General features: G+C 69.4%; 13 protein-coding genes. 5 read left to right on the plus strand and 8 right to left on the minus strand.

Annotation, left to right across the window (positions count from 1 at the left end; genetic code table 11):
* Positions 1-2: 2 nt before the first annotated feature.
* Positions 3-1,202, minus strand: coding sequence for an efflux RND transporter periplasmic adaptor subunit (locus VZL07_RS35325; RefSeq protein ID WP_426752342.1), 1,200 nt, complete (start codon positions 1,200-1,202; stop codon positions 3-5).
* Complete coding sequence (locus VZL07_RS35330) at positions 1,199-4,387, minus strand: efflux RND transporter permease subunit (protein ID WP_426752343.1); 3,189 nt, start codon at positions 4,385-4,387, stop codon at positions 1,199-1,201. The genes VZL07_RS35325 and VZL07_RS35330 overlap by 4 nt, the downstream gene beginning before the upstream one ends.
* A gap of 177 nt (positions 4,388-4,564) precedes the next feature.
* Between VZL07_RS35330 and VZL07_RS35335 the strand changes: the two genes are divergently transcribed.
* Positions 4,565-5,032 (plus strand): hypothetical protein, encoded by a 468-nt coding sequence (locus tag VZL07_RS35335; protein ID WP_426752344.1) that lies wholly within the window; start codon positions 4,565-4,567, stop codon positions 5,030-5,032.
* A gap of 31 nt (positions 5,033-5,063) precedes the next feature.
* The gene (locus VZL07_RS35340) at positions 5,064-6,614 is read left to right on the plus strand and encodes a GMC family oxidoreductase N-terminal domain-containing protein (RefSeq protein WP_426752345.1); all 1,551 of its coding nucleotides are present in this window, start codon (positions 5,064-5,066) and stop codon (positions 6,612-6,614) included.
* Positions 6,615-6,618: 4 nt separating this feature from the next.
* Here VZL07_RS35340 and VZL07_RS35345 read toward each other — a convergent pair whose 3' ends face one another.
* From VZL07_RS35345 to VZL07_RS35365, 5 genes are all read right to left on the minus strand, one after another.
* Positions 6,619-7,503, minus strand: a complete 885-nt coding sequence (locus VZL07_RS35345) for a hypothetical protein (protein ID WP_426752346.1) — start codon at positions 7,501-7,503, stop codon at positions 6,619-6,621.
* Positions 7,479-7,997, minus strand: a complete 519-nt coding sequence (locus tag VZL07_RS35350; RefSeq protein WP_426752347.1) for an NUDIX hydrolase — start codon at positions 7,995-7,997, stop codon at positions 7,479-7,481. The genes VZL07_RS35345 and VZL07_RS35350 overlap by 25 nt, the downstream gene beginning before the upstream one ends.
* A 12-nt stretch (positions 7,998-8,009) precedes the next feature.
* Positions 8,010-9,008: a radical SAM protein gene (locus tag VZL07_RS35355; RefSeq protein ID WP_426752348.1), complete on the minus strand. Its 999-nt coding sequence runs from the start codon at positions 9,006-9,008 to the stop codon at positions 8,010-8,012.
* Positions 9,009-9,373: 365 nt separating this feature from the next.
* On the minus strand, positions 9,374-9,946 hold the full coding sequence (locus tag VZL07_RS35360) for a tRNA-uridine aminocarboxypropyltransferase (RefSeq protein ID WP_426752349.1): 573 nt from the start codon (positions 9,944-9,946) through the stop codon (positions 9,374-9,376).
* A gap of 125 nt (positions 9,947-10,071) precedes the next feature.
* Positions 10,072-10,347, minus strand: coding sequence for a hypothetical protein (locus tag VZL07_RS35365; protein WP_426752350.1), 276 nt, complete (start codon positions 10,345-10,347; stop codon positions 10,072-10,074).
* A gap of 284 nt (positions 10,348-10,631) precedes the next feature.
* On the opposite strand from VZL07_RS35365, the gene VZL07_RS35370 reads away from it, so the two are divergent.
* The 3 genes from VZL07_RS35370 to VZL07_RS35380 all read left to right on the plus strand — a co-directional run bounded on the left by VZL07_RS35370 (position 10,632) and on the right by VZL07_RS35380 (position 15,589).
* Positions 10,632-11,465, plus strand: a complete 834-nt coding sequence (locus tag VZL07_RS35370) for an MBL fold metallo-hydrolase (protein ID WP_426752351.1) — start codon at positions 10,632-10,634, stop codon at positions 11,463-11,465.
* Between the two features lie 13 nt (positions 11,466-11,478).
* Complete coding sequence (locus tag VZL07_RS35375; protein ID WP_426752352.1) at positions 11,479-13,065, plus strand: sigma-54-dependent Fis family transcriptional regulator; 1,587 nt, start codon at positions 11,479-11,481, stop codon at positions 13,063-13,065.
* Positions 13,066-13,222: 157 nt separating this feature from the next.
* A complete protein-coding gene (locus VZL07_RS35380; RefSeq protein WP_426752353.1) occupies positions 13,223-15,589 on the plus strand; it encodes a hypothetical protein in 2,367 nt (788 codons plus the stop codon).
* 26 nt (positions 15,590-15,615) lie between these two features.
* Here VZL07_RS35380 and VZL07_RS35385 read toward each other — a convergent pair whose 3' ends face one another.
* Complete coding sequence (locus VZL07_RS35385; protein WP_426752354.1) at positions 15,616-16,536, minus strand: hypothetical protein; 921 nt, start codon at positions 16,534-16,536, stop codon at positions 15,616-15,618.
* Positions 16,537-16,568 lie beyond the last annotated feature (32 nt).

A 16,568-nucleotide genomic window follows, 5' to 3' on the forward strand; every position in this document is an offset into this window, starting at 1 on the left:
GACTAGAGGGCGGCCCGCTCTTCCGCAACCCGCACCACGCGTCCATCCCCCAGGGTGTCCGGCGGGCTGAGCACCACCCGGTCCTCCACGGACAGTCCGTCCAGCACCTCGACCTGCGCGCCGAGGTCCCGCCCCAGCACGACCACGCGCTGCTGGACGGCATTGGCCCCGTCCACCACGAGCACCGTCGGCCCCTCACGCCGCGCGGCCAGCGCGCTGGCGGGGATGAGGATGGGTGGGGCTTCGCGCTCGATGAGCAGCCGGACGCGCACGAACGCCCCCGCGAACAGCGCCCCGTCGTTGGTGAACTGCACCTCCGTCAGCAGCGTCCGGGTCCCCGGGTCCAGCACCCCCGCGGTCCGCACCACGCGCCCCGGAAGCGCCCGGGCGGGCGCCTCCAGCGTGGAGATTCGCGCCTCGAGCCCCGGTCGGATGTCATGGGCGAGGGACTGCGGCACCTCCAGGTAGACCTTCAGCGTGTGCGTCTGGGCAATCTCGAACAGGCTCGTCACGCCGGTGCCGCTGCCCGCGGTGACGAGCGCCCCCCGGTCCACGTTCCGACGCACGATGAGGCCATCGAACGGCGCCACCACGCGGCGGTACGCATACAGCGCGTCGAGCCGCTCCACCTCCGCCTTCGCGCTCTTCAACGCGGCCTCGGCGGAGTTGGCCCGCGCGCGCGCCTCCTCCGCCACCTCGTGGCTGACGGGGCCCTCCCCCGCGAGAATCTGCGCCCGCTGCGCGGACGCGCGAGCGAGCTCCAGGTTCCGCTCCGTCTCGTCCAGGCGCGCCCGGGCCCGGTGGCACTCCGCCTGCAACTCGGGCGCTTCGAGCTCCGCGAGCAGCTGGCCCGCCCGGACCCGGTCCCCCATTTCGACATGGACGCGGCCCACGAAGCCATTGATGCGGGCGTGCAGCAACGCGCGCTGGATGGGAAGCACCGTCCCGGGCAACATGAGCTCCGCCGTCGGCTGGGCCCGCGTCACGCGCGCGGCGGCCACGAGCGGCGGCTGCCGGGACTCCGCTTCACGCCGGTCCAGCGCGCGCGAGCGCTCCAGCCGCGGCGCCACGCCCAGCCCCAGCAGGACCAGGAGCAAGGCGGCGAACACCCAGGGCCAGCGCCCGGCTCGCGCCGGAGCGGTGTGCGCCTCCGGGGCAATGGCGGGCGCCGCGGCGCTCACGTCAGGGGTCTGCTCCTTCACGCCATCACCGAGGGCTCGAGTTCAGGGGACGCCGCGCGGACATCGCGCCGGGCTTGCATCAAGCTGTAGACAACGGGAACGAAGAACAGGGTGGCCACCGTGGCCCCCGTGAGGCCGCCAATGACGGCGCAGCCGAGCGCGGCGTTCTGCTCGCCGCCTTCGCTCAGGCCCAGCGACATGGGGAGCATGCCGATGCCCATGGCCAGCGCCGTCATCAACACGGGGCGCACCCGCACCCGCCCCGCTCCGAGGGCCGCCTCCAGCGCGCTCGCGCCACTCGCGCGCTGCTCGTTGGCGAAGGACACCACCAGCACGGAGTTCGCCGTGGCCACGCCCACGCTCATGATGGCGCCCATCAGCGAGGGAATGCTGAACGGCGTCTGCGTGACGAAGAGGGACACGACCATGCCCACCACCGCCCCGGGGAGCGCGGTGATGATGATGAAGGGGTCCAACCAGGACTGGAAGTTGACGACCATCAGCGCGTAGACGAGCACCGCCGCGAACAGCAGCCCCAGCAGCAGCCGGTCGAAGCTGGTGCGCATGCTGTCCACCTGCCCGCGCACCTGGATGCGCGAGCCCGGAGGCAGCTGCTCGCGGTAGTGCTCGACGAGCGCCTCCAACCGCGACGCCACACTGCCCAGGTCCGTGTCCTGGACGTCCGCGCGGACGTTGAAGGTGGGCTGGATGTCCACGTGGGTGACGAAGACGGGCGTCTGCGCGCGCTGCACCTGGGTGAGGTCGCCCAGGAGCTGGGGCCCCTCCCGGGTGGGCAGCGCCATCCGCGTCAGGTCCTCCACCGAGGACACCCGCGTCTCCGGCACGCGCACCGACACGGGGTAGCTGTTGCCCGTCTTCGGGTCGATCCAGAAGCTCGGGCTCACCTGCGAGCTGGACGACACGGTGAGCAGCACATTGTTCGCCACGTCCCGCTGCGTGAGCCCCACCGCGCTGGAGCGGATCCGGTCCACCTCGACGTGCAGCCGCGGCGCGTTCACCACCTGGAACAGCCGCACGTCCACCGCGCCGCGGACCTGCCTCAGGTCCGCTTCGAGCCTGCGCGCCACGGCGTAGGTGACCTCGCGCTGGGAGCCTGAAATCTGGACGTCGATGGGCGACGGCAGCCCGAAGTTGAGAATCTGCGTCACGATGTCCGCGGGCTGGAAGTAGAACGTGAGCTCGGGGAAGCGCTGGGGCAGTTGCTCGCGGAGCAGCCGCACATAGGCGTCCGTCCGGCGCCGACGCTCCGGAGACAGCGTCACGAGGACCTCCCCGTCCGCGCTGCTCACGTTGGACGTGTCCGTCAACGCGAGGTTGTAGCCGCCCGGCATGCCCATCATGTCAATCAGGCTCAGCCGGTCCTCGGCGGGGATGAGCTCGCGCACGGCCTCCTCCACGAGCGACAGGTACCGCTCCGTCTCCTCGATGCGCGTCCCCGGCGGCGCCACGACGTGAAGGCGGAGCTGGCCCGCGTCCACGGTCGGAAAGAAGTCGCGCCCCACGAAGGGCATCAAACCCGTCGCCCCCAGCACCGCGAGCAGGAAGATGGCCAGCACGCGGCGCGGCCGGGCAAGCGCCTGCTGGAGCGCGGACACGTAGCGCGCGCGGAAGCGCTCGAAGCCGTCCTCGAACCGGTGATGCAGCCGCGCGAGCCACCCCGTCCGGGGCTGCCCATGGCGCTGGACCTCCGCGCGCAGCAGGAACTGCACGAGCGTGGGAACCAGCGTGCGCGAGAGCAGATACGAGGCCATGACGGAGAGCCCCACCGCCAGGCCCATGGGCAGGAACAGGTACCGGGCCGGTCCCTCCAGGAAGAGCACCGAGATGAAAACGATGCCGATGGAGAGCGAGGCGACGAAGGCGGGCACGGCGATCTGCTCCGCGCCATCCAGGATGGCCTGGGTGAGCGGCTTTCCCATGGCCAGGTTGCGGTGGATGTTCTCGATCTCCACCGTGGCATCGTCCACGAGGATGCCCACCGCGAGCGCCAGCCCGCCCAGGGTCATCGAGTTGAGCGTGTACCCGAGGCCGCGCAACACCAGGATGGCCGCGAGCACCGACAGGGGAATGGAGATGGCGATGATGAGCGTGCTGCGCCAGCTCCCCAGGAACAGGAGAATCATCGTCGCCGTCAGCAGCGCGGCGATGACGCCTTCCACCAGGAGCCCATGGATGGCGGTCGTCACGAAGGAGGACTGGTCCGCCAGCAGCCGCACCGTCAGCCCCTCTGGAGCTGCGGCCTGGAGGGTGGGCAGCATCTCGCGCACGCGCCGGGCGACCTCCAGCGTCGAGGCATCCCCCGTCTTCATCACGGACAGGATGATGGAGCGCCGCCCCTCCTCCCGAGCGATGTTCGTCTGCACCGCGAAGCCGTCATGCACGTACGCCACATCCCGGAGGAACACGACGCGGCCATCGCTCCGGCGCACCGGGATGTCATTGAGCGCGGCGAGCGTCTCCGGGCTGCTGTTGAGCGTGACCCGGTACTCGTGCGCGCCCATCTTGAGGCTCCCCGTGGGGAGGACCAGGTTCTGCGCGGAGACCGCCGAGACGACGTCGTGCGGCGCCAGGCCATGCGCCTCGAGCGCCTCCAGGTCCAGGTCCACGGTCATCTGCCGGACCTTGCCGCCCATGAGCTGGGGAATGCGCGAGCCCCGGACAGTGCCGAGCAGGGGCCGGACGCGTTGATTCACATGGTCATAGATTTGCGACTCGGTGAGCGTCTCGCTGCTGAACGACACCTGGAGGATGGGCACGCTGCTCGCCGAATACCGGAGGATGATGGGCGGCTGCGTCCCCGGAGGCATGCGGCGGGTGATGGATTGCGAGGACGCCGTCACCTGGGCCATGGCCTCGGCCACGTCAGCCCCGGGGTGTAGATACAAACGGGCAACCGATACACCGTCGAATGACTGGCTTTCCTGCCGGGCCAGGTTCGACACGTTGTTGGCCAGTGAGTACTCACTGTATTGGGTGATCTGCCGCTCCACCTGCTGCGCGGGCAGCCCGTCGTAGGTCCAGACGACGCTGATGACGGGGATGTCCACCTCGGGGAGGATGTCCGTGGGGGCTTCCCGGATGACCTGGACACTCACGAAGACGAGCAACAGCGCCGCCACCACGAAGGTATAGGGGCGTCGGAGCGCCAGCCGGACGATCCACATATCGCTTCCACTCTTTGCCATGGAGCAGCAACCGAGGCAATGACCGCAACCCTTGCTTCCACGGTGAAAACTGGGGCAGCATCAGAGACTGAGCGCGTCATGAATTACGCCGTCAAATCATCCCCATCCGCTGGAACTGTGCCGACAGAAACGCTGCTGAATCGCCGCCAGCTCCTGCAGTGGCTGGGAATCGGAGTGGTGGCTTCCAGCTGTGGCACGCTTCGCCTGCGGCCCACGCCTCCCGCCGCGGGAGCGGCGCCCCTCCAGCTCATCGCGCCGGACAGCGCGGGCCCTCTTCCCGACGACGTACGGGAGGTCCTGCTCGAAACGGCCCGCCGTGTCTCCCGCTTCGTGGGCATGGACGGCCAGCTCGATGAGGCGCTGCTGCAGGACTATCTGCGTCTCAAATGCGAGGAACGCCCCTCGTACCTGGCGACCTACTCGGACTTCGCGGTGAACGTGAAACAGCCCGAGCAGCTCTCGGTGGAATGGCTCACGGAGCTGAAGGAGCTCCACCGCGTCAAGGTGGTGGGTGAGCTGGCCATCATGTCACTCGTCGGCGGGGGCTTCCGGGCCTTCGGCTTCGGCAACATGAATGGTTACATGGGCGGGCTCTGGCACGAACCGCACGAGTCTGGCTCCTTTCACGCTTCGGACGAGCTGTAGCCAGCGTGTCCGCCGACAGGATTTGACCCACATGAGGCTGTGCATCGTCGGAAGTGGTATTGCCGCGGTCATCACCGCTCGCGCCGCGCTGGAACGGGGCTACGAAGTGGTGATGCTCGAAGCCGGTCCTCGCACGCCGATGCGGGACTCGCGCCGCTGGCTGGACTTCGTCACCACGGGCGTGCGGCCCTATCACGCCTGTGAGGACACGCAGGGGGACGCCAACTCCCGTCCCGGTGTCCAGCCCGAGCGAGACCATTTCCTCATCAAGGGCAGCCGGCTCATGGCGGTGGGCGGGTCGACGTTGCACTGGAGCGGGTGGACGCCCCGGCTCCAGCCCGAGGACTTCGAGCTGCGCACGCGCACTGGCAAGGGCAACGACTGGCCCTTCGGCTACGCCCAGCTCGAGCCCTATTACTGCCAGGCCGAATCGCTGCTGAACGTCACCGGCCCCCACAAGCCCACGGAGGGCCACCCCACCCCCTGGCGCTCCCAGCCGTACAAGTGGAACAGCCCGCCGTACCCCATCGAGTCGGAGCCGGTGCGCCATGCCCTGAAGGCCATGGGCATCACCTACGACCACATCCCCATGTCGCGGCGAGGCCCCGGCGGCGAGGGCGTGGGCGGGCCGTGCATGACCTTTGGCACGTGCCGGTATTGCCCCATGGGCGCGCGGTTCGACCCCACCCTGCTGCTGGCGGACATGGAGTCCCACCCGGGCTTCCGGCTGCTCGCGAGCAGCCCCGTGCTGTCCGTGAGGATGGCGGGCGAGGTGGCCCAGGGCGTCACCTACCGCACCGCCGAGGGCGGGACGGCCACGCTGGACGCGGACGCAGTGCTGGTGGCCGCGGGCGCCCTGGAGACCCCCAAGCTGCTGTGGCACTCGGGCTTCAACGCGCAGCGCCTGCCCACGCTGGGGCGCTACTTGATTACCCACCCGATGCTGAAGCTCGAGGGCAAGCTGGCGAAGCCGCCCCGCGAGTTCAACGGGCGCGAGGTCCCCATGCCCGCCCTCTTCTCGCGGCACTTCGACACGCCGGAGCACCAGGCCGCCGGGAAGATGATCTTCTCCGAGTACCCGGAGGAGCCAGACCTGCAGGCCTGGGTCCGCCAGGAGCAACTGGCGCCCGAGTACATCGCCTCCTTCGGCCGGGAGAGCCGGCTCAACCTCCATGGCTTCATCGAGGAGTTCCCCCAGGCCGAGAACGGCCTGCGCTTCACCGGGAAGCCGGGTGAGCGCAAGGTGGAGATTCACTACGCGGTGGACGCGGGGTTCAGCGCGCGCTGGCAGTGGATGACCGACACCCTGATGCAGGTGATGAAGACGGCGGGCTGCCGCGAGTCGGACGTCTGGGTCTCCGGCGTGATTCGCCGGGCGGACCACTCGGTGGGCACCGTGCGCTTCGGCCCGGGGCCGGACTCGGGCGTCGTGGACGGGCGGCACCTCGTCTTCGGGACGAAGAACCTGTTCGCCCTCACCAACGGCAACTTCCCGAACAACGGCGCCATCAACCCGACGCTGACGCTCACCGCCCTCTCGCTGCGCTTCGCCGACCAGGTGCTGCCCAGCCTGGCCTCGTAGCGGACTACAGCGCCGCCTTCAGCACGGCGAGCGCGACGATGGCCACGACGGCGAACACCTCGCGCCGCGAGGGGGCCTCCTGGATGAAGGCGTTGGCGAACACCAGGGAGAAGAGCGTCACCGAGTTGAGGATGGGCCAGGCGACGACGCGGTTTCCCGACGCCAGCGCCATGACGAAGGCGACCTGATTGCCCACGGTGAAGAGTGCCCGCACGAGCAAGCTGGTGCGGGCGCGGCCGTCCACGACCAGCTCGCCCAGCTGCGCGCCCAGCGTTCCCCGGGCGCCGAAGAGCAGCAGCAACACCAGACACGCCGCGCTCCGCCAGAACATCAAGGCGGTGCTCACTTCCAGGTTGGACGCCACGCCCGAAGGCTGCCCCTGGAAGAAGAGCTCGCCGCAGAGGCTCTGCACGAGCACGGCGGCGGTGATGAAGAACGCCGGCAGCCACAGCGCGCGGCGGCTGTCCGAGGCGCCCCCCGCCGCCAGCAGCGAGCAGCCGGACACGGCGAGGGCGAACAGGTACTCGGTCCAGTGCACCGTGCGGCCGGACAACATGAGCACCAGGGGGATGAGCACATCCCCGACGCGCGAGGCGATGTTCACCCGGGCGACCGTGAGGTGCCGGAAGCCGTAGGAGAAAGCGAAGGCCACGCCCTGGACGCTCACCGCGAACAGCGCGAGCCGCGCGTTGCCATAGAGCGCCCACCCCTCCCTGCCCTCCATGGGCAGCAGCGGCGTCAGCGCCGCCAGCAGGAGGAACGGGACGAAGTTGTTGGCGAAGTTGAGGACGAGGATGGACTGACGGCGCAGCCCGTAGCTGAGCCGGTCGAAGACGCTGTTTCCCGACCGCAGCAGGACGGACGTCAGCGAGTAGAGGACGGTTTCCATCGCGTCCGCGCGTCGGCGCTCTGCTCGGGGAAGAGGCGCTCCAGGCAGGGCCACAGCTGGGGATGGCAGGGCTCGTCCAGGAGGCGCCCCAGCTCCTCCGGCCCCAGGAAGAGGCCCCCGTCCACCTCGCGCTCCGAGAAGCGCAGCGGGCCTTCCGACCGCGCGCGATACAGGAAGATGCGCCGGTGGTGCCCGTCGTCGAAGATGAACTCGGCCACGGGCTCCAGCGGACTCTCCAGGCCCAGCTCCTCCTGGAGCTCCCGCCGGGCGGCGTCCAGGGGCGCCTCGCCCGCGCTCACATGCCCACCCGCGGACGTGCACAGGTGACCGGGCATGAAGGTCATGTGCCGCGAGCGCCGCTGCAGGAAGACCTTGCCGTCGCGCTCCACCATCACATGCACGATGCGATGGGGCAGCTTCTGGCCGTAGATCTGGTCGCGGGGCGCGCTTCCCACCACGCGACCCTGGGGGTCGATGACGTCAATCAGCTCCATGCCGCGAACATCCTATGCGACCAGGGACTGCCGGCCTTCCATGGGAATGACCTCGATGCGGTCCGACACCCACTTCCGGAAGTGTGCGTCCAGGTCGTAGTTCTCTGGCTTCCAGCCGTCCTGGACGGAGCCCGTCACCAGCGAGCTGAAGAAGAGCTTCTTGCCCGTCACGATCTCCTCGGTGCCCATGTTGCCGTCGGGCCAGATGAGGAAGTAGTAGCGGCTGTAGTTGACGGTGCGGTCCGACAGGCGAATCTGCATGTCCGGGTAGCGCTCCCGCAACCGCTCCACGACCGCGGTGACATGCGACGTCTCCTCGGGCATCAGCTCGCCGTAGATGTGATAGGCGCGGCCGGCGGAGAGCGTCCAGGAGATGGCCCAGTCCCGGATGCCCCGCTCGTAGATGAACTGGGCGAGCTCCTCCACGTGCTGGCTGTTGTAGCGGTTGAGACAGGTCAGGATGCGCGGCGCCACGCCATGGTCCACGCACAGGCCCATGGCCCGGAGCGTCTCCTGGTAGGTATTCCCCTTGGCGCTGCGACTGGGGCGAATCTCGTTGTTGACCCGCTCGTCCATGGAGTCGAGGCTGATCTCCACGCGCGTGCAGCGAGACACCGTCTTCATCATCTGCTGCGTCAGGAAGGTGCCGTTGGTGCCGAGGATGGTGGCGACACCATGGTCCGTGAGCTTGTCGATGACGTTCAGCGTATCCCGGCGCATCAACGGCTCACCGCCGGAGAGAATCTGACGCATGATTCCGGCGCGGATGATTTCGTCGGCCACCTTGAGCTGATCGGGCGTGGAGAGCCGCTTCGACGGCAGGTCCTCGACGTTCCCGTAGCAGTGGATGCATTTGAGGTTGCACGGCGCAATCACCAGCCATCCACAACCAATGGGACTCCGCGGCACGGGCGTGCAGCCCTCGAACACCTTCGCCGAGAACTCATCGCGAAGGTTGTCGTAAATGATGGTGCCCCAGCTTTCCTGACGCTCTCTGATGCGCACGGACATGGCGAGCAATGAAGAACAGCCCCGCAGCCACCCATGGGCCGCAGAGCCTTGGTTGATGAATCTGAGCCATCCAGTCGAAAGACAGACCACGCCCAGGAGGGAACCCATGCCGCCGTGGGCACGGGTACAGTCACTTCCGCCCAGCAGCGCCTCGAATCCCCTGAGCTACTCCCCCTCGTAACCCCTTGAAAAAAGGGCACCAGATTACACTGGTGTTACGGAGACGTTACGAGGATTTTACACTCTCCGCAAGGGCAAGTTTTCCGGTTTCTTCAGAAACACCCCGGACACGTCTCATCTGGGGCTGCACTCCCTTATATCCGTGAGACTGACATCACGGTGTCAGGGGGCGGCGCGACATGGATTCAAGTCAGCGTTCCGCACTCGGCGATTCGTTGCACCCGCAATGAGGCCAGCCGTGCCAGGGGCTCGGCCACGGCGAGGCCCTCCAGGGCGGCCACCGCGCGCGCGATGGCATCCAGGGTCGACATTCCGGCGGGATGAGACGGCTCACGCAGCCGGAGCAAGCCCGGCTCGGGCGGCGGCAGCACGAGCCGCGGGAGCGTACGCAACACCGGAAGGCGTTGTGTCATCCGCCGGGCCTGGGACCAGCTCGCGTCCAGCACCACGAGTTGACGCGGAGGCGGCGCGTCGGGCGGCGCGGTCGGCCCATCCGGGTAGAGCAGCCAGGTCCCAGGCTCCGAGAGCAGCTCCAGGTCGGACGTCCCGCTGGGCGAGCCGTGAATGATGCGCTTCGAGTTCACCAGCGCCAGCGCTGCCACCCTGCCGGTGTTGCTCTTCTTCGCGATCTCCATCACGTGCTGGAGGAGGAGAATCCGCGTCCGCGTCTGGACCTGGGGAATCGCGTCACACAGGCACAGGTGAAGGGGCAGGTTGCAGCGAGAACAGCGCGGACGACTGGCGAGCCGGGAAGACATCTGCCGCCATCATCGTCCGGCGGGTCGAGGAACAGAAGCACTCGTTCCCCTCCCTCAGGAGCACAGCGAACGGGCTCGCCTGCCCGTTCGCCGCGTGCCTCCAGGAGGCGTCACCGCCCACCGCGTTACTGGCACTCCCAGGCGCCGTTGATGCACCGGCAGTAGAACCACTCGCAGTAGTTGGGCAGGTAGCAGCGACGGTTGATGGTCGTCGAGCAGGCCGCGCCGGCGACGTTCTGACACCAGTTCGACGACGGGCCAGGCTCACAGAGGTTCTGCTCCCCCGCCCCAGTGCCCTCCACGACCTCCGTGGGAGCCTGGGGCTCGAGCTCCTCGTGGCCCACGCCACACGCCACCAGGGACATCGACAACGCCATGAAAGCCAGTGCGTTTCGCAGCATCTGCGTCCGTTCCTTTCGCTCAGGCATTTCTGCCTGATTCTAATTTACTTGTTTTTCATAATTTGAAAACGATTACGTCCCCTGGTGTCGACGACGCAAAGCGATACGGAGTGAGCCAGTCTGGAACACCCCGCTCGATGCCAAGGCGCTCCGTTCTGGTGCAACGCCACGCTCGTCGATGACGGGGCTCAATCATTCCAGTGCCTTACCCCTGGCACAGCCCCTGCTTTGAGCCTCCGTCGTCAGGGCGTCCCCCGCGGATGCCCCCTTCAAGGAGACTCACGATGGAAGTCCGGTTTCATGGCGTTCGGGGGAGCATCGCGGTGTCGGGCTCGCGCATTGGCGGCAACACGGCCTGCGTGGAAGTCACCAGCCAGGGCCACCGGCTCATCCTGGACGCGGGCACGGGCATCCGCGCGCTGGGCGAGGTCATGATGCGCGAGGGCGCGCCCCAGAAGGCCACCCTCTTCTTCTCGCACCTGCACTGGGACCACGTGCAGGGCTTCCCCTTCTTCACCCCGGCCTACCTGCCCACCTCCGAGCTGACGCTCTACGGTCCTGGGGCCAACGGCGCCCAGGCGCTCCAGTCCGAGCTGGCCGCGCAGATGCAGCCTCCGCACTTCCCGGTACCCCTCTCCACCATGCGCTCGCGCATGGACTTCCGCTCCGCGCTGCACGCGCAGCCCGTGGAGGTCGGCCCCTTCCGCGTCACCCCCATCGACGTGCCGCACCCGCAAGGGTGCCTCGCCTACCGGGTGGAAGCAGATGGCCACTCGTTCATCTACGCCACGGACATCGAGGTCCGCGTCCAGGACCTCGCGCCCGAAGTCGGCCGCCTCTTCGATGGCGCGGACGTGCTGTGCCTCGACGCCCAGTACACGCCGGACGAGTACGAGGGCCGCAAGGGCATTCCCAAGAAGGGCTGGGGCCACTCCACGATGATGGACGCCGCGGGCGTGGCCAGCCTCGTCGGGGCCCGGCGGCTGTGCCTCTTCCACCATGACCCGGCGCACAGCGACGAGCTGCTCGAGGACATGGCCGAGCAGGCCCGGTCGCTGTTCCCCGTCTGCGAGCCCGCTCGCGAGGGCCAGCGCCTGGTGCTGGGCCGCGCGGCCTGAGAGGGGCGGCCCCATGCCCTCTGGATGTTATGGTGCGGCTTCCGCCTTCGTCCTTCCGCCGCTCCCCGCCATGCCCCAAGCCCCCTCGGACGTCTCCCAGGTCCTCCTCCCCTTCGGAGGCCTCGTTGGCAGGGAGGTGGACCTCGACGCGTTCCTCCAGACGCTGATGGACCGCATCGCCATCACCCTGCAAGCGGACCGCGGCACCCTCTGGCTGCTGGACCCCGCCCGCCGTGAGCTCTTCAGCCGCGCCGCGCACCTGCCCGAGGTGTCCCAGATTCGCGTCAAGCTGGGCCAGGGCGTCGCCGGCACCGTCGCCGAGGCCGGGCACGCCATCAACGTCCCCGACCCGCGCGGCGAGCAGCGCTTCTTCGCCGACATCGACCGGATGACGGGCTATCGCACCACCAGCCTGCTCGCGGTCCCGCTGCGCGACATGGACGGCGCTCTCTACGGCGTGCTCCAGGTCCTCAACCGCCGCGGCGCGGACCGCTTCAGCGACGAGGACACCGAGCGCCTCACCGCCATCGCCTCGCAGGTCAGCACCGCGCTCCAGAGCACCAGCCTCTACCAGGAACTCCAGCGCGCCAAGGACCAGCCCCAGGTCCCGGTGGGCTACTTCTTCAATCGCATCATCGGCGAGTCCCCGCAGCTCCAGGCCATCTACCGCCTCGTCCGCAAGGCCGCCCCCACCGACGCCACCGTCCTGCTGCGCGGCGAGAGCGGCAGCGGCAAGGAGCTCTTCGCCCGCGCCGTCCACGTCAACGGCCCGCGCAGGGACCAGCCCTTCATCAAGGTGGACTGCGCCGCCCTGCCCGCCACGCTCATCGAGAACGAGCTCTTCGGCCACGAGCGCGGCGCCTTCACCGGCGCGGACCACCGAGTCCCCGGCAAGTTCGAGGCCGCCAGCGGCGGCACCGTCTTCATCGACGAGATTGGCGAGCTGCCCCTGCCCGTGCAGGGCAAGCTGCTCCGGGTCATCCAGGACCGCGAGTTCGAGCGCGTGGGCGGCACCCAGGCCGTGAAGGTGGACGTGCGCATCGTCGCCGCCACGCACCGGGACCTCGCGCGCATGGTGGCCGAGGGCCGCTTCCGCGAGGACCTCTACTACCGCATCAAGGTCGTGGAGGTGGTGCTGCCCCCGCTGCGCGAGCGCGGCGCCGAGGACATCGAGCGGCTCGCCCGCCACTTCGTCGCCGCCGTCGCCCGGAGGCACCGGCTGCCAGCGCCCCGCCTCAGCGCCGCCGCCCTGGAGCGCCTCAAGCGCTACCGCTGGCCCGGCAACGTGCGCGAGCTGGAGAACTGCATCGAGAGCGCCGTGGTGCTGTGCGAAGGCGAGATTCTCGAGGAGCACCTGCCCCTGCCGAATGTCGACCGCACGGCGCCTCCGAGCGTCACCCCAGGCGCCCAGCCCTCGCGCGGGGATGCGCCGGCGGACACGGGCCTGCTTTCGCTGGCGGAGGTCGAGCGGCGCCACATCCTGCGCGTCCTGGACGCCGTGAAGGGCAACCGCACCGCCGCGGCCCGCGTGCTGGAGATTGGCCGCAACACGCTCGCGCGAAAGCTCAAGGAGTACGGCCTGGGCGACGAGCCCGCCTGACGCACCGCGCGAGGGGCGCGCGACCCCCCACCCTCCAGGGCAGTCTGTCCGCTGGTTACCTGCCTTTTGGGGAATGCGACTTGTTCCACGTTCACCGTCGGCGTACGACGAGGGGGCCTCCGGCCACTTCGCGGGGGCATCGCCCAGGGGGACGCGCATGAAGGTGGTCAACAAGCTGCTCGAAAAGCTTCCTGAAGCCGTGGCCGGGAAGATTCCCGACGTGAAGCTGCAGGACCAGGACATCAAGGTGACGGTGGCCCAGGGGAGCCTCGCGGAAGAGAAGCTCCTCCCGCCCAAGCTGGACATGCACGGCATCACCCTGTCCTTCGAAGCCGGCGGCGAGGCAACCATCCGCAACTTCAACTCGCCCGGTGACGTGGACGAGAACGGCATCATCGGCGAGCCGTCCACCGAGACGTCGGACCAGGCGCCTCGGCCGCAGCTCCTGCTCGGCGGCGACATGGGCTGGATGCGCTACCAGGTCTCCGCGCGCGTGAAGGCGGCGGTGGGGACCAAGCTGTCCTTCCTCGCCTCCGAGAAATCAACGGAGCTGAGCGTCACCCTCAGCGACTACCGCGCCCACCCGCTGGGCCAGAACATGCGCGAGGCCGCGCGCGCGGACCTGGCCGAGCTGCGCCTCGTGCAGCCCACCGACATCGCCAAGCTCGCGCTGGGGGATGCCGTGGCGTGGCAGGCCCGGGGCTCGCTCCAGGCGCGCCTGGAGCTCAACTGGGCGGACGTCTTTCCCGCCAACCTCAACCGCCTGGGCTTCCTGCGAGCCGGCGAGCTGCTCTCGCTGAAGACGAGCATCAAGGCAGCCCTCTCCGCCCGGGTGTCCCTCACGGATGACTACCAGCTCAGCTTCTCGCGCCCGCGCGCTGGCCGCATCCAGGTCGCGGTGCGCAAGGTGACGTCGCACGATCGGGCGCTCGCCGCCGGTCTGGGCATCACCGTCGAGCTGCTCGACCCCGCCGCGGTGAAGGCGCAGCTCGGCCAGCTCCTGGAAGCGCTGCTGGGGCCCGTGCTGCGCGAGCTGGTGAAGAAGGGCAACACCGCCCTGGAGATCATGGACGGCCTGGTGGACAAGGCCAGCAAGGCGAAGCTGGACGAGAACCAGAAGCGGGTGCTGGGCCTGGTGCTGGAGCGGCTCGGCCTCGACCCGCAGCTCTCGGACCCGGCCAACCTTCCGCAGGCCTGGGCCGACTTCAAGGCCCGCGTCGCCGAGGCGCTGGACAACGCCGTCAAGACGCAGATTGCCAATGGCTTCCAGTACGAATACCTCCGCCTGGCGGAGACCTCCACGCTGCTGGAGGTCGTCGTGGAGGACGTCACCGCGATGCAGTTCCACGAGTCCCTGCTCAAGGGCAACCTCGTGGAGCTGGTGAAGTGGATGAAGACGGCGTCGCCGACGGAGTTCGAGCTGCGCAACTACCTCAACTCCAACACGCTCACCCGGCAGCGGGCCTACGGCTTCTCGCTGGGGATTGGCTCGTTCGAGCTGCTCAAGGCCCAGAGCGTGCGCAAGCAGTCCTGGGTGACGCAGGAGAACTTCCAGGGCGACCGGCGCCTGGCGTTCCTCGGCCGCCGCGGCTACGAGGACAAGCTGCTCGGCAACCGCGGCCAGTGGGTGGTGGACTTGAAGGCGGACATGTCGCGCTTCTCGCCCGCGCCGGTGGCCGCTGACTTCAACTACGGCCTGCACCTGATGCTGTGGGGACGGCAGAAGAAGCTGTCGCGCAAGGACCTGCAGCAGGCGGTGGATGACGCCGTCGTCTGGGGCGTGCTGGACGCGAAGGACGCGGCCAACGTCATCTCCGTGATGCAGGAGGACGTGGGCAAGCAGCCCATCGAGACGCGGCTCGAGCTGAAGATGGCGGATGACTCGTTCCGCGCGCTGGTGCCTCGCATCCAGGAGCTGGACCTGGCGCGCTTCTCCCGCGCGCTGGCCCGCGCGCTGCCGTGGAGCGAGCAGACGCCCCGCGCCACCCCCGAGTTCCGCCGCGCCGTCTACGCGCCCATCTGGGAGGCGTACCTCCGCGAGGTGCAGGACCAGGGCAGCCTGATGCTGAACGACCTGCCCCCCAGCCGCGCCGCGCAGATTGCGAAGTGGTACTTCCAGAAGGACCCCACGGTGCACGACCTGGGCAAGGAGCTGCAGCTCGTCGAGAGCGAGTGGCGCCCGGGCGGCGGCAACTTCACGTTCGCGGAGGTCATCTCGAAGAACCCCCACACGCTCGTGCGCTGCCGGGACTTCGTGAGCGGCATGGTGCGCCTGCGCCGCGCCATCGACGAGCGCAAGGCCGCGGACGAGCTGCGCACCGTGTTCGGCGAGCTGGAAGGCATGTGGACCACGGGCTTCCACCTGCGCGCCGCGGGCTCGCTGCTGTCCGAGCTCGCGCAGGCCACGCCGCTGGGCCTCGCGGGCGTGGAGCGGACGCTCACCGTGCGGGTGGCGGACAGCGAGGAGCAGCTCGTCTTCTCCACCACGCGGAGCACCGGAAGCCGAGGCCCGGGAGCGCCCTGAGCGCGGCACACGCTGCGATGCACGCCTCAGAGCGCCCGTGACAGGACAACGGCCGCGGCCATGGACAACACCCCGGCCGCGGCGAAGTGCCGCCAGGCTCGACGCGCGAGCATTCCGCCCGTGGCCGGCGCCTGCGGGCCCAGCACCACCAGGGCGGGTCCGCCCTCGCGGCCGCGCAGGACGTAGCTGCCCTCGACGGGGCCTTTGCGCAGCTCCCCCACCACGAGGCACGACTCGCCCACCGTGCCGACGCGCTCCCAGGAGAGCGCCTCCGGGTCCGCGCAGCGAGGGGCCACCTCTGGATGCGCCGTCTGGTACCAGGACGCGGGCACGGTGCCCGGCAGGGCCTTGCACCGGCGCACCTCCACCGGCGCCATCAGCGAGGCCGGGGAGAAGCTCACCGACGCCCGGGCGCGCGTGCCCCGCAGCGCCAGCACCGGCGCATAGGCCCGCTCACGTGACAGGAGCGCCCCGCGGCGCCCATCGTCCGCCACCTCCCGCACCTCCGCGTCGAAGAACACGCACGGCACGCCGCCGGGCGACGTCAGCGTCGCCTCCGCGTCCAGGACGCCGTGGTAGACGCCCCACCCCGGGGGCTGGCCACCCCGCAGGGCCTCCACCGCCTCGTCGAGCGCCACCGGCGCCGAACCCCGCAGGACGTTGGCCCGCGCGCGGGCCCAGGCCCCTCGCAGCGCCAGCCCCGCGGCCAGCACCAGCAGCACGGAGCCCGCGGCCTTCACCGCCGTCTCCGAGGACAGCACGGCGCCCTCGCCCTGGACGCGCTCCAGCACGAACACCGACACCAGCCCCAGCAGGCCGAACCACAGCAGGGGCACGCGGTAGGGCCGGGCGGACACGTCCCTGCGCCCGTAGGCGAAGGCCGCCACCAGCAACCCCAGGAGGCACGCCGCGTAGACGGGCGCCAGTGCCATGCGCCACAGCTCCATCCCAACCCCCGCGAAGGCTCGGCACGGCCGCC

Origin of the sequence: Pseudomyxococcus flavus (genome assembly GCF_050038885.1) — a bacterium.
GTDB lineage: Bacteria > Myxococcota > Myxococcia > Myxococcales > Myxococcaceae > Myxococcus > Myxococcus flavus.